This window comes from Pseudidiomarina xizangensis (genome assembly GCF_052541995.1).
Genome location: NZ_JBOBQA010000001.1, coordinates 870,894 through 891,355, shown reverse-complemented (window position 1 = coordinate 891,355; position 20,462 = coordinate 870,894). Strand labels below are relative to the sequence as shown.

Here is a 20,462-nt window from a genome sequence, read left to right as displayed (position 1 = left end):
AAGTTCAATTGGAGTAAAGCGATGCGCACGTTAAAGTTCGGACTTATAGCTACGGCCCTTGTTGGTTTAATGGCGTGTACGCAATCACCAACAGGTCGATCGCAGTTACAGTTGTTCAGTAGCGATGAAATCGCTCAATTAGGTGCGCAGAGCTATAATACGCTTAAAGAAAAAGAGAAAGTCTCAACCGATCCTGCAATAAATCAATATGTTCAGTGTATTGCTGATGATCTGATTGCTACATTGCCCTCATCATGGGCTCAGCAGCAATGGGAAGTCACCGTGTTTGATAGTGACGCGGTGAATGCTTTTGCCTTACCGGGCGGCAAAATTGGAGTTTACACTGGCTTGATTGACGTCGCGGAGAATTCATCTCAGCTGGCTGCGGTCATTGGCCATGAAATAGGTCATGTGATTGCTGAACATAGTAATGAACGAATGTCGAATCAGTTCGCTGCGGGGTTGGGATTACAGCTCGGCGGTATTCTGGTCGGTCAGGAAATGGAAAGTGAGCAGGCCGCATTAGTTATGGGTGTGTTGGGACTCGGCGTGCAGTTGGGTTACATTCTACCGTATTCACGTATCCATGAGAGCGAATCCGATGAGTTGGGCCTGCGTTACATGGCTGCGGCGGGCTATGACCCACGTGAAGCCGCAGAATTATGGCGCAATATGGCGAAGCAGGGGGGGCCCACTCCACCAGAATTCCTCTCTACCCATCCATCACCACAAACCCGAATCGATAAGCTTGAAGAGCTAGCCGCCGACGCGATGAGCACCTATCGTCAGGCCCCAAAAGCCAGTTGCCGCAAACCTTAACAACCCCGCGGCAACTGCTGAATTGCACCAGCAGCCAATAACCAATAACGCTTTTGTCTTTGCAATAACCATTTGTTCTAATCCCATTCTGAGCATTGCCCGTACAATAGTCTTTTTGACGATCGATGTGAGGATCTATGCTCAAAGCTTGGTTTGCGATTCCGTTTTGGCAGCGCGTGCTGGGCGCTTTTGCGCTTGGTGTACTGGCGGGATTGGTAGTGCCGGAATTCGCTGTGGGCCTAAAACCTTTAGGTGACCTGTTTATTCAAGCACTAAAAATGCTGGTCGCACCGCTTATTTTCTGCGCCATCGTCAATGCGATATTGCAATTCGGTGAAGACGAAGGACTGGGAAAAATAGGCGCCAAGACCGTGGGCTTGTTCTTGTTGACTGCGGTAATTGCCAGCTTAATTGGATTAGGGGTGGGAAGTCTGCTAGATGTCACACCGACACAAGATCTGACGGCTGCTGCCGATTATCAAGAAAAGGTAGTACCGGGTCCTATAGCGGTATTTCTCAATATGATCCCGAGCAATCCATTTGCCGCGCTTAGTGAAGGTAAAATTCTACAGATCGTGGTTTTCGCCGCTCTAGTAGGTATTGCCATTCGTCAGGTGGGGGCATCCGCGCAACCGCTGGGAAATGTGTTGAAAGCTGGCGCGCAGGTGATGTACCGCATCACCAAGATGGTGTTGGAACTAACCCCTTTGGGTGTGCTCGGTCTAATGGCTTGGGTTGTGGGCAGTTATGGTCTTAGTAGTCTGGCGCCCTTAGCCGCTTTTGTCGGAGCTATTTACCTAGCGTGTTTGCTGCACATTGTTTTTGTTTACGGCAGCATGGTAAGGCTGGCAGGCATGTCGCCCTGGTATTTCTTCAAGTCAGTCTTTTCTGCACAACTGGTGGCGTACACCACCTGCAGTAGTTTTGGCACAATCCCCGCCGCGCATCAGGCTATTACCGAGCGGTTGGGAGTGAAAAAATCTTACGCCAGCTTTGTGTTGCCTTTGGGGGCGACGATCAATATGGATGGCTGTGGCGGAATTTATCCGGCTATCGCAGCGATCTTTATTGCGCAATTGTATGGAATCCCGCTGGAGTGGATGGACTATCTGTTGATTACCGGTACCGCGACACTAGCCTCGATAGGCACAGCTGGCGTGCCCGGTACCGCGTTAGTTATGCTGACAGTGACCTTGAATGTGATAGGCTTACCGCTCGAGGGCATAGCGTTTATTGCCGCGATTGATCGAGTTATCGATATGGCGCGCACAGCCACCAATGTGACCGGTGATATGGCGGTTGCAGTAGTGCTGGGGCGCGATGATAATAGCAGCAATGAAAACGTTGTGGGCAGGGCACAGGAGCAGTCATGAAAGTAGCGGTTATTGGTGCCAGTGGACGGATGGGGCAAGCGGTGCTGGCCGAACTTGCCAAGCAACAGCTAAGCTGCCGTGCGGCTATTGTTGGTGCCGCCTCATCGCATCTGGGTAAAGCAGTAGAACACTTGCCAGAAACGGCTTTAACCTATAGTGATGGTAGCGAGCTACAGTCGACAGATGTCGATGTAATGATCGATTTTAGTTTGCCTGATGCCTTAGTCCACAACCTGACGTTGGCGCAACGCATAGGGGCAGCTATTGTCGTCTGCACCACAGGTTTAGACGATACGCAACGCCAGCAACTGGGTGACGCTTCGCAATCGGTGCCGGTGCTGTATGCAGCCAACACCAGCGTTGGCATCTGCGTGATGGAACAACTGGTGGCATTGGCCAGTGGCGCATTGCCGGCTGCAGACATCGAGATTGTTGAAGCACACCATCAAGCTAAACGTGATGCGCCTTCAGGTACCGCGCTGGTGCTCGGCGAAGCTGCCGCCGCAGGGCGCGGACAGCAGTTGGCTGCCCTCAACGCCGGTTTGCGTGGTGCCGGTCAACGTCAGGCTGGCAGTATTGGCTTCGCGGTGCTGCGCGCTGCAGATATTATTGGCGAACATCAGGTGTTACTGGCACAGCCCGGTGAACGCATTGAATTAACTCATAGGGTCGGTGATCGTAAGGTTTTTGCTCGTGGTGCGGTGCAGGCTGCACGGTGGTTGGCATCAGAACCTGCGGGCTACTATGAAATGCGCGATATGCTGGATATGAAAACATTGCTACAGAGGTTGGTGAACGAAATTTAGCTAGACGCGGACATCAATCTTCTTTAATATGAGCCCAATTTACCAACGTAAAGTTGGTGAGCTGAAAACGCGCACTTTTTAGCTGGTGCAAGGTAATCAACGGGGAAGTCATTTAATGATTCACCCGTTTTTTTATGTACGGAGGTTAACCTTGAGTATTCTAGCGAGCCATTCAGCGAGTAAAGCCATTTTGGTGCTTGCGGATGGAACTGTTTTTCACGGCACTGCTATCGGTGCTGGTGGCACTGCAGTCGGCGAAGTTGTTTTTAATACTGCGATGACCGGTTACCAAGAAATTCTCACCGATCCCTCCTATGCTGAACAAATTGTAACTCTTACTTATCCCCACATTGGCAACTACGGCACCACCCACGAAGACGAAGAATCCAACCGGGTTTGGGCGAAAGGTCTGGTGATCCGCGATTTGTCGTTAAAAGCCAGTAATTTCCGTCTTGAGCAGTCGCTAGGTGATTACTTGCGGCAGCGTAATGTGGTGGGGATAGCCGATATCGACACGCGCAAGTTGACGCGTTTATTGCGCAAAAACGGCGCACAAAACGGTTGTATCATGGCCGGCAACGTCGATGGTGAATTGGATGTTGATCACGCTTTGGATTTGGCGCGTGGTTTTCCAGGGTTACAGGGCATGGATTTGGCCAAGGAAGTTACCATTCGCACGCCGCATGAATGGACCAGTCAGAGCTGGCAGCTCGGGAAAGGCTTCAGCGAACTGACTGACCCGAAGTTCCATGTGGTCGCCTACGATTATGGTTGTAAACGTAATATTTTACGGATGCTTGCAGATCGCGGTTGTAAAGTCACTTTGGTGCCGGCACAAACATCGGCCAGCGAGGTTATGGCATTGAATCCAGACGGGGTATTCCTATCGAACGGTCCGGGAGACCCTGAACCTTGCGATTATGCGATTACCGCAATTGGCGATTTGATTGAGGCAAAAGTTCCGTTGTTTGGTATTTGTCTGGGGCATCAATTGTTGGCACTTGCCAGTGGAGCAAAAACCGCGAAGATGAAATTTGGTCACCATGGTGCAAACCATCCGGTGCAAGATTTAGCCAGCGGTCGAGTCATGATCACCAGTCAAAACCATGGCTTCGCGGTAACTGAGACGAATCTCCCAAAAAATCTTAAAGTGACCCACAAGTCGCTGTTTGACGGCACTTTGCAAGGCATCCATCGCACCGATGCTCCGGCCTTTAGTTTTCAAGGACACCCAGAAGCTAGCCCGGGTCCGCACGATGCGGCACCTTTGTTTGACCACTTTATTGACTTGATGAGCCAGCGCACGCAGTAAGCGCTGCCTGAACGGAGGACGAATCGACTTATGCCAAAACGTACCGACATAAAAAGCATCCTCATTCTTGGCGCTGGCCCTATTGTTATCGGCCAGGCCTGTGAGTTTGACTATTCCGGCGCCCAAGCTTGTAAAGCTCTGCGTGAAGAGGGCTACAAGGTTATCTTGGTGAATTCCAACCCAGCGACCATTATGACTGATCCAGAGATGGCAGATGTGACCTACATCGAGCCCATTCATTGGGAAGTCGTGGCAAAAATTATTGAAGTTGAACGCCCAGACGCAGTATTACCGACCATGGGTGGGCAAACCGCGTTAAACTGTGCCCTTGAGCTTGATAAGCATGGTGTATTAGAAAAATATAATGTCGAAATGATCGGCGCGAACGCCGATGCCATCGACAAAGCAGAAGATCGCGACCGCTTCGACAAAGCAATGAAAGCCATTGGCTTGGAAACGCCAAATGCGGAAGTTGCGCATAATCTTGATGAAGCCTTTGATATACAGGGACGTCTTGGTTTTCCTTGTATTATCCGCCCGTCGTTCACCATGGGTGGGAGCGGTGGTGGTATCGCTTATAACCGTGAAGAATTTGAAGAAATTTGCCGTCGCGGTTTAGATTTATCGCCGACTAAAGAGTTACTGATTGACGAATCGCTGATTGGTTGGAAAGAATTTGAAATGGAAGTGGTGCGCGATAAAGCCGACAACTGCATTATCGTGTGTGCTATCGAAAACTTTGACGCCATGGGTATTCACACGGGTGATTCGATTACCGTTGCTCCCGCGCAGACTTTGAGCGACAGAGAATACCAGCTGATGCGAAATGCCGCGATGGCCGTATTACGTGAAATTGGCGTTGAGACCGGTGGCTCCAACGTACAGTTTGGTATCGACCCTGATACCGGCCGTATGGTTATTATCGAGATGAACCCGCGGGTCTCACGTTCATCAGCTTTAGCTTCCAAAGCAACCGGTTTTCCGATCGCTAAAGTCGCAGCGAAACTTGCCGTTGGTTATACCCTGGATGAACTCGAGAATGAAATTACCGGCGGTATCACACCAGCATCGTTCGAGCCTGCGCTCGATTATGTTGTGACCAAGATTCCACGCTTTAACTTTGAAAAATTTGCTGGTTGTAATGACCGCTTAACCACCCAGATGAAGTCGGTGGGAGAGGTGATGGCAATTGGTCGTAATCAGCAAGAATCATTGCAAAAAGCGCTACGCGGACTGGAGATTGGGGCCGCTGGATTTGATCCCATGGTTGACCCTAATGATCCTGAAACGCGTGGTAAAGTGATTCGCGAACTCAAAGAGCCGGGTGCTGAACGTATTTTCTATATTGCCGATGCATTCCGTATTGGTATGACAGTGCGGGAAGTATTTGAACTCACGCGCATCGATGAGTGGTATCTGATTCAAATAGAAGAGATTGTTTTACTTGAAGCCGAAATTCAGAAACTTGGCATGACCGGGCTTGATGAACGCGTGTTGCGCGTACTGAAGCGTAAAGGTTTTGCTGATGCGCGGATCGCGGAAGTTCTCGACGTAGCGGAAACCGAAATCCGTCGCCGCCGTCATGAACTCGGTGTGCATCCAGTGTACAAACGGGTTGATACCTGTGCTGCGGAATTTGCTTCAGATACGGCCTACATGTACTCCACTTACGATGAAGAGTGCGAAGCTGCACCAACGGATCGTGACAAGATTATGGTCATCGGTGGTGGTCCAAACCGTATCGGTCAAGGTATCGAGTTTGATTATTGCTGTGTACATGCGGCGTTGGCGTTACGTGAGGATGGTTACGAAACCATCATGGTGAATTGTAATCCAGAGACGGTTTCAACGGATTATGACACCTCTGATCGTTTGTACTTCGAACCGATCACCCTGGAAGATGTGTTGGAAATCGTTCGAGTTGAAAAACCCAAAGGCGTTATCGTGCAATACGGCGGTCAAACACCACTAAAATTAGCGCGTGAGCTGGAAGCTAATGGTGTGCCGATTATTGGTACGTCACCTGATGCCATTGACCGTGCTGAAGACCGTGAACGGTTCCAAAGTGCAGTGCATCGGTTAGGCTTAAAACAGCCTGAAAATGCAACGGTAACCAAAGTTGATCAAGCGTTGCGTGAAGCGGAACGCATTGGTTATCCATTGGTTGTGCGTCCAAGTTACGTATTGGGCGGCCGGGCTATGGAGATCGTTTATGACGAAAGCGACTTGCATCGCTACCTGACAGATGCAGTAAAAGTTTCTAACTCAGCCCCGGTATTATTGGATCGCTTCTTAGACAACGCAATTGAGGTTGATGTTGACGCTATTTGTGACGGCCAAAGTGTCTTCATTGGCGGCATTATGCAACACATCGAACAAGCAGGTGTGCACTCTGGTGACTCGGCATGTTCGTTGCCGCCGTACTCGTTGAGCGACAAGATTCAGGACGAATTACGTGAACAAATGAGTAAGTTGGCCTTTGAACTTAACGTGCAAGGCTTGATGAACGCTCAGTTTGCCATCAAAGATGACGAAATCTACCTGATTGAGGTCAACCCGCGCGCAGCCCGTACCGTGCCGTTCGTTTCGAAAGCAACGGGCGTACCTTTAGCTAAAATTGCAGCGCGAGTCATGGTGGGTCAGACGTTGCAGCAACAAGGTTACGAAAAAGAAGTGATTCCACCGTATTACTCAGTGAAAGAAGTGGTGATCCCGTTCGCTAAATTCCAGGGTGTCGATCCAATTCGTGGTCCGGAAATGCGTTCCACCGGTGAAGTCATGGGTGTCGGTGAAAGCTTCGAAGAAGCTTATGCGAAAGCTAATTTAGGTGCAGGTGAAGCCTTGGCAAAAGCCGGTAAAGCTCTGCTGTCGGTGCGTGACGGCGATAAAGCTCGTATCTTCGACCTAGCGCGTGGCTTGGTAGCGCTTGGTTTCTCACTTGAAGCGACCCGGGGTACGGGAAAAATGCTAAGTGAAGAGGGTATTACCTGCACCGTAGTGAATAAACTACAAGAAGGCCGCCCAAATATTGTTGATGCAATTAAAAACGGCGAGTACAGTTACATCATCAACACTGTTGAAGGACGCCAGGCAATTGAAGACTCAGTCTACATTCGCCGTGAAGCACTCTTGAATAAAGTGATTTACACCACCACCTTAAATGCAGCCTTTGCGACGGTAAAAGCAAATACTGCAGACGATCGGGCACGGGTAAATTCACTGCAGTCATTACATAAAAGGGTTGAAACAGCATGAGTCAGATTCCAATGACAACCCGCGGCGCCGAGATGCTGCGGGAGGAATTAAAAGGTTTAAAAACTGAAGATAGACCGCGCATCATCCAGGCAATTTCTGATGCGCGTGAGCATGGCGATCTTAAAGAGAATGCTGAGTATCACGCGGCGCGTGAACAACAAGGTTTTTGCGAAGGTCGAATTCAGGAGATCGAAGCAAAACTTTCTAATGCACAGATCATTGACGTCACCAAAGTACCGAATCAAGGCAAAATAATTTTCGGTGCTACGGTAACAGTCTATAACACGGCTACTGAGAAAGAAGTGACCTACCGTATCGTCGGTGATGATGAAGCTGATATTAAACAAAACCTAATTTCAGTGAACTCACCGATATCTCGCGCCCTCATCGGTAAACAAATAGATGACGTTGCGCGCGTGAATACCCCGAACGGTGAAGTCGAATATGAAGTGGTTAAGGTGGAGTACGTTTAGCTTATTCTTAGCAATTCGTTAATCACTATCATTTAAGAGCGCGACCAGTTCGCGCTCTTTTTGTTTCCGATCCTGCTTAGTGGTGATGGCAGGGCCGTGATAGCTCTCAATGTCCGGAAATACTTCATCGATAGGTCGACCAAGGGCTTTAGCAATAGCTAACGCCACAGAGTGCGAACGCGCCTTGCGTGAAGCAACCTTCGAAATCAACGAAGGACTTTTACCTAGAGCTTTAGCAAGCATCGAAAAATCAAATCCGCGCTGGGCTAATTCCATTTTAATTTTATTACTATCCATCGTCGCTCTGCTGTGGTTGAATGTAGCTCAATGTGAACTTAAATGGAGTTCACAGTGTATTCAAAAGAACTAAAAAATGGGTCAAAAGACAAAAATTAAGGAAAAATAATGTCAAATGACACAAAAATAAATACTACACATAGGGCGCCGAAAAGCAAAGTAGAAATACTCAGTATGGATGAGTGTATTGCACGGTTGAGACTGTATTACGGTGATTTACCCTTGGCGAAAATGATGCGCAAAATTGGTGTACCAACCTCCACCTATGCGAATTGGGTTAAACGCGGAACGGTCACTAGCGATCAGTTGGTCGTGGGACTGATCAACGCAGGTATCTCATTAGATTGGTTTTTCTCGCCAGGTAAGCAGTTAAACTATCCGACGCCTTCGCAACTTCATATTGCTGAAGTCGTCCAGTCGGATTATCAACGTGCCTCTGAACGTACCCAGATCATTAAGGCCGTGGAAGCTGTAGAACCGTTATTCGAATTATTTAAATTAGAAAAAAATGAGGATAACCAAGAACTGTTGGTGGAGACCTATCTTGCTCGTCGTTCCGATCATGTGACAGTGAACTTTGCGGTAAAGCAGGTCGCGAAGGCGCTTGCCAGCGCCCAACGCCGAGCGAAAAAACCGCGCACTTAGTTGCGCGGTAGCTGAATTTTTCCTTCGGGATTGGGTTTATAAAGAGTAAGAATTTTACCAACCACCTGTACCCGGTAGGCTTGGGTGTGCGCGACTATGGTCGCGTAGATCTGTTCGCGCAGTTCACGATCATCTTCTGGTATACGAACTTTAATTAGCTCATGGTGATTCAAGGCCAGTTCAATTTCCGCCATCACCCCTTCCGTTAGACCATTTCCGCCTAATAACACCACTGGTTTGAGCTTGTGTGCCAAGCTTTTTAGGTGCTGTTTCTGTTTATTACTTAAAGTTAACCCTGCAGCCATGTAATAATATCCCACTATCTCTTGAATTTTCGCTATTCTACCGCCATCTGGGTAGTAGAAGCCAGTTTGGTATTGAGACAATGGGTAAAAAACGTTCAGCAAGTAGCACGCGATGGTTACAAGAGCACTTTGGTGACCACTATGTAAAGAAAGCCCAGAAACAGGGGCTACGTTCGCGTGCGGTATTTAAAATTGATGAAATTCAGCAAAAGGATCGAATCTTTAAGCAGGGGATGACCGTTGTCGACTTAGGGGCTGCCCCCGGTGGATGGTCACACTACGTTGTTGATAAGCTTGAAGGTAACTGTGAAGTCATTGCTTGCGATATCCTGCCGATGGATCCGATTGCCGGGGTGGATTTTCTTGAAGGTGACTTCAGAGAAGAAAGTGTTTTAGCTGCACTGTTGACCCGAATCGGCGGCAAAAACGTAGATGTGGTGTTGTCGGATATGGCACCCAATATGAGTGGCAACGATAACGTCGATTTACCTCGTGCAATGTACCTGGTCGAGTTGGCTTTGGAAATGTGTCATCAAGTTTTGAAACCGAATGGCAGTTTTGTCGTCAAAGTCTTTCATGGACAGGGTTTCGAAGAGTATTTAAAGGCTGTTAGAGCAGCGTTTACCAGCGTTCGCACACGTAAACCAGACTCCTCTCGAGCACGCTCTCGAGAGGTCTATTTGGTAGCTACAGGATACAAATTGTAGTACGCTGTGGTGAGCGAGCTAAGCAACGCAAATAAATGAGGTAGTCAGCTTTGAGCGATATGGCAAAAAATTTAATTCTTTGGCTAGTGATCGCTGTCGTGTTAATGACAGTGTTCAATAGTTTTAGCCCTGGTGGCAGCAAAAGTGCGCAAGTTCCGTACAGTCAATTTGTTTCGCAGGTAAACAACGGCGGTATCCGTAAAGCTGATATCGATGGCCGGGTGATATCCGCGCAGTCGCGTACGGGTGAAACCTTCACCACGGTTATTCCGCTGAATGACCCGGAACTGATGAACGATTTGCTAAAAAATAACGTTGAAGTAGTGGGTAAACCGCCTGAAGAGCCGAGTATTCTTACCTCGATCTTTATTTCGTGGTTCCCAATGCTACTGCTTATTGGGGTGTGGATATTCTTCATGCGCCAAATGCAAGGTGGTGGCGGTGGCCGTGGTGCCATGAGCTTTGGTAAAAGCAAAGCGCGGCTGATGAGTGAAGAACAGATCAAGACTACCTTTAGCGATGTCGCCGGTTGTGACGAAGCGAAAGAAGAAGTGTCTGAGTTAGTCGAGTATTTGCGTGATCCAACCAAGTTCCAGCGGTTGGGCGGTAAAATACCTACCGGTGTGCTTATGGTGGGTCCTCCGGGTACAGGTAAAACCCTGCTTGCTAAAGCAATTTCAGGCGAAGCAAAAGTTCCGTTCTTTTCAATCTCAGGTTCCGACTTTGTCGAAATGTTCGTCGGTGTCGGTGCATCACGTGTGCGTGACATGTTTGAACAAGCGAAGAAGTCAGCGCCCTGCATTATCTTTATCGATGAGATCGATGCCGTTGGCCGTCAACGTGGCGCAGGTTTGGGTGGTGGACACGATGAGCGTGAACAAACCCTGAACCAGATGTTGGTAGAGATGGACGGCTTCGAAGGTAATGAAGGTATCATCGTGATTGCTGCAACTAACCGTCCTGATGTATTAGACCCTGCATTGTTACGACCAGGTCGGTTCGACCGTCAAGTTATGGTTGGTTTACCAGATGTCCGCGGGCGTGAACAAATTCTGAAAGTCCACATGCGCAAAGTACCGTTGGGCGAGGATGTTGATGCCTCGGTGATTGCTCGTGGTACACCAGGTTTCTCCGGTGCCGACCTTGCTAACCTGGTCAATGAAGCAGCCTTATTCGCGGCGCGCTCTGACAAGCGGGTGGTCGCTATGGAAGAGTTTGACAAAGCGAAAGACAAAATCATGATGGGTGCGGAACGTCGCTCTATGGTCATGACCGATGAAGAAAAAGCTATGACGGCTTATCATGAAGCTGGTCATGCCATTGTTGGTCGATTGGTGCCCGAGCATGATCCGGTTTATAAGGTCTCGATAATTCCACGTGGCCGCGCGCTTGGGGTAACTATGTACTTACCACAGCAAGATCGTGTCAGTCACTCGAAGCAGCACCTGGAAAGCATGATTTCGAGCTTGTTTGGTGGTCGTCTTGCTGAGCAGATCATTTACGGTGATGAGAAGGTCACCACCGGTGCATCGAACGATATTGAACGGGCGACGCAAATTGCCAAGAAAATGGTTACCCAATGGGGCTTATCAGAAAAAATGGGGCCATTGCTCTATGCTGACGATGAGAATGAGGTGTTCCTCGGCCGTTCGGTAACCCAACATAAGCACATGTCAGATGAAACTGCGCGTGCTATCGACCAGGAAGTGAAGCTGTTCATTGATCGCAATTACGATCGTGCCAAGCGGATTCTGGAAGAGAACGTTGATGTTTTGCATACGATGAAAGATGCATTGATGAAGTATGAAACTATCGATGCGGATCAGATTGATGACTTGATGAATCGACGCGATGTGCGTGAACCACGCGATTGGCAGAAGCCAGATAGCAACGATGATACAAGTGGAGGTGCGGCAGCGAGCTCCGATGAGGAACCGCTGACGGGGCAACCGGGTAAACCCGACGACGCTCCCGCAAGTTAATGTTGAAAAGCCCCGGATTCGGGGCTTTTTTTTGAGGCTCGAAACATGACAGCTGGAACAGCACAGCCCAAAGTGATGGGTATTCTCAATGTAACCCCTGATTCTTTTTCTGATGGAGGGCGTTACGATGGGCTTGATCGTGCTTTGCGCCAAGCTCAGCAAATGGTCGCTGATGGTGCTGACTATCTCGATATTGGCGGTGAATCGACCCGTCCTGGTGCAGCTGCCGTAGGGGTTCAGGAAGAGCTGGATCGGGTGATTCCGATAATCAGTCGCCTGCGGGCAGAATTCGATGTTGCACTGTCCATCGATACCTGCAAGACCGCGGTCATGGCAGAAGCCTTAGGGCAGGGTGTGGATTTAGTAAACGACATTCGCGCCTTACAAGATGAGGGCGCGTTAGCGTTGTTGGCACAATACCCTACTGACGTCTGCTTGATGCACATGCAAGGTGAGCCACGTACGATGCAGCATGAGCCACGCTACGACGATGTGGTGATCGAAGTGAAGTCATTCCTGCAGCAACGGATGCGAGCCTGTGAAGAGGCCGGTATTGCGCGTGAGCGTATTTATCTTGATCCAGGCTTTGGCTTTGGTAAGAGCGTCAGGCATAATTATCAGCTGCTGCAACGTATGCAGGCACTCCACGAACTGCAACAACCGTTGTTAATCGGTCTGTCACGCAAGTCCATGTTGGGCCATGTGACCCAGCGCGAAGTGGAGGACCGCTTACCGGCGAGTATTGCCGCAGCGACGATAGCAGCAATGAAAGGGGCGCGAATTATTCGCGTACATGATGTCAGGGAAACGGTTGATGCAATGAAAATCGTTGCAGCAACCTTGGCTGGAGATTTCAGTTGAGTCAACGTAAGTATTTTGGCACCGATGGTGTCCGTGGTCGGGTCGGCGACTTTCCGATTACCCCCGATTTCGCAGTGAAATTAGGTTGGGCCGCAGGTACTGTATTGTCTAAGTCAGGCAACCAGCGCGTGTTAGTGGGTAAAGATACCCGTTTGTCAGGTTATATGCTGGAATCAGCATTGGAAGCGGGCCTACTTTCGGCCGGCGTCAGTGTCGAGTTTCTTGGTCCTATGCCAACTCCGGCGGTAGCTTATTTAACGCGTAACTTTCGCGCCGCTGCAGGTATAGTAATTAGCGCATCACACAATCCTTATTACGACAATGGTATTAAGTTTTTCTCGGACTCCGGCAGTAAACTGGCTGACGCAGTAGAGAGTGAAATTGAGCGATTGCTAGATGAGCCCCTGGTTTGTGTGCCGTCCGAACAAATGGGCCGTGCTAGTCGCATCGACGATGCCCCGGGGCGTTACATCGAATTCTGTAAAAGTGTATTCCCCTCAGAGTTATCATTGAGTGGTTTAACCATCGTGGTCGATTGTGCGCATGGCGCGACCTATCATATTGCGCCTGATGTACTACGCGAGCTTGGTGCAACCGTGCACGAAATTGGTACCGCACCAAATGGTGTTAACATCAATGCGGAATGTGGTGCAACGGAATTAAATGCATTGCAAGCAAGTGTACGTAAGCACAAAGCGGATCTTGGTTTCGCCCTCGATGGCGACGGTGACCGGTTAATGATGGTGACCGCAGAAGGCCGCATCGTAGACGGCGACGACGTGATTTATATCCTTGCACGGGCAGCTCAACAGGATGGCTTATTACAAGGCGGAATAGTGGGCACTTTGATGTCGAATTTCGCGCTCGAGAAGTTTTTTGCAGATCGAAAGATACCATTCGTACGCGCAAGAGTTGGCGACCGCTATGTCATGGAAGAGTTGGTTAAGCGAGATTGGAAGATTGGCGGAGAAAACTCTGGTCATTTGATTAATCGTCAGTTCCATAGCACCGGCGATGGTATTATTGCCGGACTCCAGGTGTTGACGGCAATGCAACGTGAGCAGTGTAGCTTAAGTGAACTGTTGCGTGGTTTCGAAAAATATCCGCAAGCGCTTATTAATGTGCGCTTTCAAGCGGGGTCCGATCCACTAAGCGATACTGCGGTGCAATCGGCGGTTGCAGATGTTGAGCAGCGTCTTGGCAACGAGGGGCGTGTGTTACTGCGAAAATCGGGAACTGAACCGCTGATTCGGGTTATGGTCGAAGGCCGTGATCCCCAGACGGTAAAGACCTTAGCACAGCAAATTGCCAGCGAAGTTGATGCCGCGGCGAATTAATGAGCTGTCTTACTGTTTTGTAGCATTCAGTACTTGTAAGTTGGCGGCAGGTTATGTAATATCTCGCCGCTCTTGAGGTAGCATTTAAACGCACTTGATAGAGGCATTTATGCAACGGCAACCGTTAGTCATAGCGAACTGGAAAATGAATGGCAATCGCCTACTTACCAGTCAGTTGGCGGCGGCATTGCGAGAGCAAGCTGCGTTGCTGAATGATGTCGATGTAGTCATTTGCCCACCGGCAGTGTTGTTACCGAGCTGGCAGCAGGAAGTGTTCTACGATGCTGTGCATCTTGGTGCACAAGACGCGAATGAACATGCAGCAGGTGCTCACACTGGTGAACATAGTTTGCAGCTAGTTAGCGAAGCCGGTGCTGATTATGTTCTGGTTGGACATTCTGAACGTCGTCAGTTGTACGGTGATTCTGCAGTTCGCATACAGGCAAAAGTTGCGGCAATACTGACGCACGCACCGCAGCAATTAAAGGTCGTGCTTTGTGTCGGCGAACAGGAACAAGAGCGCGCTAACGGTGATACCGTTAAAGTTATTGAAGGGCAATTAGCTGAGGCGTTAGCTAATGTCAGCGCAGCACAGCTCGCGCACGTGGTGATAGCGTATGAGCCAGTTTGGGCCATAGGCACCGGTAAAACGGCAAATCCACAACAAGCACAAGACGTGCACGCATTTATTCGTAATTGGTTGCAGCAACAGTATGATGCTGCAGCAAAAACAGTGCCATTATTGTATGGTGGCAGTGTCAAAGCGGACAGCGCACCTGCGTTATTCGCAGAAACAGACATTGATGGTGGCTTGATCGGCGGCGCAAGTTTAGAACCAGAAGCGTTCCTTGCAATTTGCCGTGCAGCCCAAGCCCGGAGAAGCTAACTATGTACGAATTTTTATTGATTGCATATCTTATCGTTGCCATTGTGCTGGTCGGAATTATCATGATCCAGCAAGGTAAGGGTGCCGATATGGGTGCGTCGTTCGGTGCAGGTTCATCGAACACAGTGTTCGGTTCAGGTGGTTCTGGTAACTTCTTGACGCGTACAACTGCGGTTATTGCGATTATCTTTTTCATATTGAGTTTGATTTTGGGTAATTTGTCTTCAGGTTCAGGTGATGTTGAGAGTGAGTTCGAAACCATCGAGACACCAGCGCCGGTTACTGAAGAAATTCCAACTTCTGGTAATGACGTACCAGAGTCAAACTAATAATCAATTTATGCGGATGTGGTGGAATTGGTAGACACGCTATCTTGAGGGGGTAGTGCTTTCGGGCGTGCGGGTTCAAGTCCCGCCATCCGCACCAAATTGGCAGCCTGTTTTGGTTGCGTTTTCTTCGGAAATCTTTATAATATGGACACGTTTCGGACGCGGGGTGGAGCAGTCTGGTAGCTCGTCGGGCTCATAACCCGAAGGTCGTAGGTTCAAATCCTGCCCCCGCAACCATTTAACAGGGTCCAGTGTTCTAAAAGCCCCGCAGCAGTTCGGGGCTTTTTACTATGTGACCTCTGCTGCAATGCGGTACGACAACAAGTTGTCGAGCGAATTAGCAGTCATAACACTGGGCGTTTACGCCCTTTTTTTGTTTCAGGAGTTCAAGAATTTGGCACGTATTGAAGAACGCTTAGTCACTATGATAGAGCCAGCAGTAGCGGCTTTGGGCTTTGATTTGTGGGGCGTTGAATTTGTTCGCGCGGGAAAACATTCTACTTTGCGCGTCTATATTGACCATGAAAATGGTATTAGTGTTAACGATTGTGCCGAGGTAAGTTACCAGGTCAGCGCTTTGTTGGATGTTGAAGACCCGATTAATAGCGAGTACTTCCTTGAAGTATCGTCGCCGGGTATGGAGCGTCCATTCTTCAATGCTGCGCAGATGCAGGACTATTTAGGTGAAACGGTTGCGGTGGAACTGACCATGGCGCAACAGAATAAAAGAAAATTTAAAGGTGTCATCAAAGCAATTGATGGCAGCTCTGTTGACTTCGAAGTTGAGGGTGAACCAATGACGGTCAACTACTCAACAGTGAAAAAAGCTCATTTAGTTCCTCAGTTAAACTAAGGATTGCGCAGGCGAGGCAAGATAATGGCAAAAGAAATTTTATTGGTTGCAGAAGCTGTTTCGAACGAGAAAGACGTTTCGAAAGAGAAGATCTTTGAGGCTCTTGAGTCTGCGTTAGCGCATGCAACGAAAAAGAAATATGATGGCGACATCGAAGTGCGTGTCAGTATTGACCGCAATACCGGTGATTTTAACACCTTCCGCCGTTGGTTAGTGGTCGACGATGCTGAGCAGCCGCTTGAGCATCCGTATCGCGAAATCAGCTTAGCTGCAGCTCAGTACGAAGATGAATCCGTACAAGCTGGCGATTATGTCGAAGAAGAAATCTCATCAATTGAATTTGACCGTATTACAACGCAAACGGCGAAACAGGTTATCGTACAAAAAGTACGTGAAGCTGAGCGTGCTAAAGTCGTTGATGAGTATCAGGATCAAGTCGGTGAATTGGTAAGCGGTATTGTTAAACGGGCCAATCGTGAACACGTATTACTCGATTTAGGCAACAATGCTGAAGCGATGATTTATCGTGAAGAGATGTTGCCACGTGAATCCGTACGGGTCGGTGACCGCGTGCGCGGTTTACTTTATGAAGTGCGCCCTGAAGCGCGTGGCGCACAGCTATTTGTTAGCCGCACGAACCCTGATTTTCTGATTGAGTTGTTCCGCATTGAAGTGCCGGAAATCGGTGAAGAACTGATCGAGATTCGCGGCGCGGCACGTGATCCTGGTTCACGCGCAAAAATTGCGGTGAAAAGCAATGACCGTCGTATTGACCCAGTTGGGGCTTGCGTTGGCATGCGCGGAGCGCGTGTCCAGGCCGTGTCTGGCGAACTTGGTGGTGAGCGCGTCGATATCGTGTTGTGGGACGACAATCCCGCACAATTCGTAATTAACGCGATGGCACCAGCAGAGGTTGCGTCAATTGTGGTCGACGAAGATGCGCACACCATGGATATTGCCGTCGAAGAAGGTAATCTCGCACAAGCGATCGGTAAAGCTGGACAGAACGTTCGCCTTGCTAGTCAGCTTACCGGCTGGCAACTTAATGTAATGTCGGAAGACGAGTTTACCGAGAAAAACGAAGCTGAAGCGCAACGTTTACTTGATTTGTTTACTAAGCATCTTGCGATTGATGAAGATTTTGCCGCAGTACTGATCGATGAAGGCTTCTCTTCATTAGAGGAAGTTGCTTATGTACCTATGGATGAGTTGTTGACCATTGAAGGTATGGACGAAGATATCGTCGAAGAATTACGCAGCCGGGCGCGCGGGGTATTAACGACCAAAGCGCTGGCTGATGAAGAATCGCTAGAGAGCGTCGAACCGGATGAAACGTTGCTGAACCTTGAAGGTTTGGACCGTCACCTGGCCTACGTGTTTGCCAGTAAAGGTATCATTACTTTAGAAGACCTGGCTGAACAAGGCATTGACGATCTCGCAGAAATTGAAGAATTAACCGAGCAACGGGCTGGTGAGCTGATTATGCAAGCGCGTAATATTTGCTGGTTCGGTGACGAAGAATAAGATCAACGGGGGTACGACAGACTATGGATGAAGTAACGCTGGATAAACTAGCTAAAGATGTAGGTACGACAGTTGATCGTTTAGTGACACAGTTTGCCGAGGCTGGTATGAAAAAACAGCCGGGCGATTCAGTCACCGAAGACGAAAAGCAAGTGTTGTTGGCGCATTTGAACAAGTCGCATGGCGGCAAAGGCCCGGCAGAACCGAGCAAAATGACGTTGAAACGCAAAGAGAAAAGTACGCTGAGCATTGGTGGCGGCCCAGGTCGCAGCAAATCAGTGCAAGTTGAAGTGCGGAAGAAACGTACCTACGTGAAGCGTTCGAGTTTAGAAGACGAACAGAAGGCTGAGCAAGAAAAAGCTGAACAAGAGCGGATTGCAGCTGAAGCGAAACGTCAAGAAGAAGAAGCGAAAGCAGCGGCAGAAGCAAAGGTTAAGGCTGAGAAAAAAGCCGCCGAAGAAAAAGCCAAGCAGGAAGCTGTGCGCAAAGAGAAAGAGAAAGCTAAGGCGAAAGCCGAGGCCGAAAAACGCGCGGCAATGACGCCTGAAGAGCGTAAGAAGGCTGATGAAGCTAAAGCTGAAGCTGAACGCTTGCGGAAAAAGCAAGAAGAAGAAGCACGCAAAAAAGCCGAAGCCGAAGCTGCACAACAAGCTGAAGAAGCACGTAAATTAGCGGAAGAAAACTCTGCTCGCTGGCAAGAAGAAGAAGCCAAACGCAAACAAGCTGAACAGGAAGATGTTCACTTCACCACATCTGAGTACGCAAAAGAAGCGGAAGACGAGCAGGACGTTGATGAAGAGCGTCGTAATCGTAAGAAGCAAAAGCGTCGTCGTGGTGATGACGAACGTGATGAAAACCCACGTCGTGAAAAGCGTCGCAAGGGGTCAAAACGTTCAACGCTACAGCAAGCCTTCAACAAGCCGGCGGCGCCGGTTGAGCGCGAAGTTAAACTTGGCGAAACCATCACTGTTGGTGAGCTGGCAAGTCGCATGGCGATTAAAGCTAGCGAAGTCATCAAAGCGATGATGAAAATGGGTGAAATGGTTACTATCAACCAGGTTCTTGACCAGGAAACGGCCTCGTTGGTTGTGGAGGAAATGGGTCATAGCGTCGTGTTGGTGAGCGATAACGCGCTTGAACAAGAAGTTCTCGCGGACCGTAATGAAGATGAGAGTAAGCCGAAAACGCCACGCGCACCGGTGGTAACTGTAATGGGTCACGTTGACCATGGTAAAACTTCGTTACTTGATTACATTCGTAAAGCCAAGGTGGCATCAGGTGAGGCAGGTGGTATTACGCAGCATATTGGTGCTTATCACGTGGAAACCGATCATGGCATGATCACCTTTCTTGATACACCAGGGCACGCAGCCTTTACCTCGATGCGGGCACGTGGTGCCGGTGCGACAGATATCGTGATTTTGGTGGTTGCAGCTGACGATGGCGTTATGCCACAAACTCTGGAAGCGATTCAACATGCGAAAGCAGCGGGCGTGCCAATTGTTGTGGCGATTAACAAAATGGATAAGCCGGAAGCTGATCCTGACCGAGTTAAGAACGAATTAGCACAACGCGATGTTATCCCTGAAGACTGGGGTGGTGATGTGCAGTTTATACCGGTTTCAGCACATTCAGGCGAGGGTGTTGATGGCTTACTGGAAGCTATCTTGTTGCAATCAGAAGTGCTTGACTTGCAAGCTGTTGCAGATGGTATGGCCCACGGTATTGTAATTGAGTCACGACTTGATAAAGGTCGCGGTCCAGTTGCTTCTGTTTTGGTTCAGGGCGGCACTTTACGGCAGGGCGACATCGTCTTGTGTGGCCTCGAATACGGTCGTATTCGAGCCATGCGTGATGAACTCGGTCGCGACGTAAAAGAAGCTGGCCCATCGATTCCAGTTGAGATTTTAGGTCTCTCTGGTGTACCACAAGCTGGTGACGAAGCAACCGTCGTAAAAGACGAACGTAAAGCACGCGAAGTAGCGAATTACCGGCAAGGTAAATATCGTGACGTTAAGCTTGCGAAACAGCAAAAAGCGAAACTAGAAAACATGTTTGCGGACATGGAAGAAGGCGATGTGAAAGAATTGAACGTGGTCTTGAAGTCCGACGTTCAAGGTTCACTGGAAGCTATTGCTGAGTCGTTGCAGAAGCTGTCAACCGATGAAGTAAAAGTTAACATCATCGGTAGTGGTGTCGGCGGTATCACTGAAACTGACGCATCGCTTGCTGGCGCTTCAAATGCCATTGTGGTTGGCTTCAATGTGCGTGCCGACGCGGCAGCGAAGAAGGTTATTGAGCAGGAAGCTGTCGACTTGCGCTATTACAGCGTGATCTATGATTTGATTGATGAAGTCAAGTTAGCGATGGGTGGCATGTTAGCACCTGAATTCAAGCAACAGATTATTGGTCTGGCGGAAGTTCGCGACGTCTTTAAATCACCGAAGATTGGTGCCATTGCAGGTTGTATGGTTACCGAAGGTGTAGTTAAGCGCTCTGCACCGATTCGTGTACTGCGTGATAACGTGGTTATCTATGAAGGTGAACTCGAGTCGCTGCGTCGCTTTAAAGATGACATCGCAGAGGTTCGCAACGGTATGGAATGTGGTATCGGTGTGAAAAACTACAACGATGTTAAAGTCGGTGACCAAATCGAAGTTTTCGAAACCGTACAAATTGAGCGGAGTCTCTAACCCTT

18 protein-coding genes and 2 tRNA genes are annotated in these 20,462 nt (G+C 49.1%); 18 read left to right on the top strand and 2 right to left on the bottom strand.

Translation table 11 applies throughout. The features are described 5' to 3' along the window. Window positions 1–21: 21 nt before the first annotated feature. The 6 genes from ACQ5ES_RS04365 to greA all read left to right on the top strand — a co-directional run bounded on the left by ACQ5ES_RS04365 (window position 22) and on the right by greA (window position 8,038). Window positions 22–819 carry a M48 family metallopeptidase gene (locus ACQ5ES_RS04365; protein WP_445014725.1) on the top strand — a complete coding sequence of 266 codons (798 nt, stop codon included), beginning with the start codon at window positions 22–24 and terminating at the stop codon, window positions 817–819. Window positions 820–956: 137 nt separating this feature from the next. Then, window positions 957–2,192: a dicarboxylate/amino acid:cation symporter gene (locus ACQ5ES_RS04360; protein ID WP_445014724.1), complete on the top strand. Its 1,236-nt coding sequence runs from the start codon at window positions 957–959 to the stop codon at window positions 2,190–2,192. Beyond that, window positions 2,189–2,998: a 4-hydroxy-tetrahydrodipicolinate reductase gene (dapB, locus tag ACQ5ES_RS04355; RefSeq protein ID WP_445014723.1), complete on the top strand. Its 810-nt coding sequence runs from the start codon at window positions 2,189–2,191 to the stop codon at window positions 2,996–2,998. Before ACQ5ES_RS04360 ends, dapB begins: the two co-directional genes overlap by 4 nt. 151 nt (window positions 2,999–3,149) lie before the next feature. After that, window positions 3,150–4,310, top strand: a complete 1,161-nt coding sequence (gene carA / locus ACQ5ES_RS04350; protein ID WP_445014722.1) for a glutamine-hydrolyzing carbamoyl-phosphate synthase small subunit — start codon at window positions 3,150–3,152, stop codon at window positions 4,308–4,310. 30 nt (window positions 4,311–4,340) lie between these two features. Further along, the gene (gene carB, locus ACQ5ES_RS04345) at window positions 4,341–7,565 is read left to right on the top strand and encodes a carbamoyl-phosphate synthase large subunit (RefSeq protein ID WP_445014721.1); all 3,225 of its coding nucleotides are present in this window, start codon (window positions 4,341–4,343) and stop codon (window positions 7,563–7,565) included. Then, window positions 7,562–8,038, top strand: a complete 477-nt coding sequence (gene greA, locus ACQ5ES_RS04340; protein WP_445014720.1) for a transcription elongation factor GreA — start codon at window positions 7,562–7,564, stop codon at window positions 8,036–8,038. The genes carB and greA overlap by 4 nt, the downstream gene beginning before the upstream one ends. 18 nt (window positions 8,039–8,056) lie before the next feature. Here the strand turns inward: greA and ACQ5ES_RS04335 are convergent, their stop codons facing one another. After that, window positions 8,057–8,335, bottom strand: coding sequence for a helix-turn-helix domain-containing protein (locus tag ACQ5ES_RS04335; protein ID WP_445014719.1), 279 nt, complete (start codon window positions 8,333–8,335; stop codon window positions 8,057–8,059). Between the two features lie 174 nt (window positions 8,336–8,509). Here ACQ5ES_RS04335 and ACQ5ES_RS04330 point away from each other — a divergent pair, with 174 nt between their 5' ends. After that, window positions 8,510–8,980: a helix-turn-helix domain-containing protein gene (locus ACQ5ES_RS04330; RefSeq protein WP_445014718.1), complete on the top strand. Its 471-nt coding sequence runs from the start codon at window positions 8,510–8,512 to the stop codon at window positions 8,978–8,980. Here the strand turns inward: ACQ5ES_RS04330 and yhbY are convergent. Next, window positions 8,977–9,285, bottom strand: a complete 309-nt coding sequence (gene yhbY, locus ACQ5ES_RS04325; RefSeq protein WP_445014717.1) for a ribosome assembly RNA-binding protein YhbY — start codon at window positions 9,283–9,285, stop codon at window positions 8,977–8,979. The two genes, ACQ5ES_RS04330 and yhbY, sit on opposite strands and share 4 nt — an antisense overlap. An 80-nt stretch (window positions 9,286–9,365) precedes the next feature. Between yhbY and rlmE the strand changes: the two genes are divergently transcribed. From rlmE to infB, 11 genes are all read left to right on the top strand, one after another. Beyond that, a complete protein-coding gene (rlmE, locus tag ACQ5ES_RS04320; RefSeq protein WP_445014716.1) occupies window positions 9,366–9,992 on the top strand; it encodes a 23S rRNA (uridine(2552)-2'-O)-methyltransferase RlmE in 627 nt (208 codons plus the stop codon). A 50-nt stretch (window positions 9,993–10,042) separates the two neighbouring features. Beyond that, on the top strand, window positions 10,043–11,974 hold the full coding sequence (gene ftsH / locus ACQ5ES_RS04315; protein WP_445014715.1) for an ATP-dependent zinc metalloprotease FtsH: 1,932 nt from the start codon (window positions 10,043–10,045) through the stop codon (window positions 11,972–11,974). 45 nt (window positions 11,975–12,019) lie between these two features. Then, window positions 12,020–12,835 carry a dihydropteroate synthase gene (gene folP / locus ACQ5ES_RS04310; RefSeq protein WP_445014714.1) on the top strand — a complete coding sequence of 272 codons (816 nt, stop codon included), beginning with the start codon at window positions 12,020–12,022 and terminating at the stop codon, window positions 12,833–12,835. Continuing rightward, window positions 12,832–14,172, top strand: a complete 1,341-nt coding sequence (gene glmM / locus ACQ5ES_RS04305) for a phosphoglucosamine mutase (RefSeq protein WP_445014713.1) — start codon at window positions 12,832–12,834, stop codon at window positions 14,170–14,172. The genes folP and glmM overlap by 4 nt, the downstream gene beginning before the upstream one ends. A gap of 109 nt (window positions 14,173–14,281) precedes the next feature. Continuing rightward, on the top strand, window positions 14,282–15,058 hold the full coding sequence (tpiA, locus tag ACQ5ES_RS04300; RefSeq protein WP_445014712.1) for a triose-phosphate isomerase: 777 nt from the start codon (window positions 14,282–14,284) through the stop codon (window positions 15,056–15,058). Between the two features lie 2 nt (window positions 15,059–15,060). Next, entirely contained in the window at window positions 15,061–15,387 is a 327-nt protein-coding gene (gene secG, locus ACQ5ES_RS04295) for a preprotein translocase subunit SecG (RefSeq protein WP_445014711.1), read from the top strand. 12 nt (window positions 15,388–15,399) lie between these two features. Continuing rightward, window positions 15,400–15,484, top strand: a tRNA-Leu gene (locus ACQ5ES_RS04290). A 63-nt stretch (window positions 15,485–15,547) separates the two neighbouring features. After that, window positions 15,548–15,624 (top strand) — tRNA-Met (locus tag ACQ5ES_RS04285). Between the two features lie 157 nt (window positions 15,625–15,781). Beyond that, a complete protein-coding gene (rimP, locus tag ACQ5ES_RS04280; protein ID WP_445014710.1) occupies window positions 15,782–16,240 on the top strand; it encodes a ribosome maturation factor RimP in 459 nt (152 codons plus the stop codon). A gap of 24 nt (window positions 16,241–16,264) precedes the next feature. After that, window positions 16,265–17,764: a transcription termination factor NusA gene (gene nusA / locus ACQ5ES_RS04275; RefSeq protein ID WP_445014709.1), complete on the top strand. Its 1,500-nt coding sequence runs from the start codon at window positions 16,265–16,267 to the stop codon at window positions 17,762–17,764. Window positions 17,765–17,787: 23 nt separating this feature from the next. Next, window positions 17,788–20,457, top strand: a complete 2,670-nt coding sequence (gene infB / locus ACQ5ES_RS04270) for a translation initiation factor IF-2 (protein WP_445014708.1) — start codon at window positions 17,788–17,790, stop codon at window positions 20,455–20,457. Window positions 20,458–20,462 lie beyond the last annotated feature (5 nt).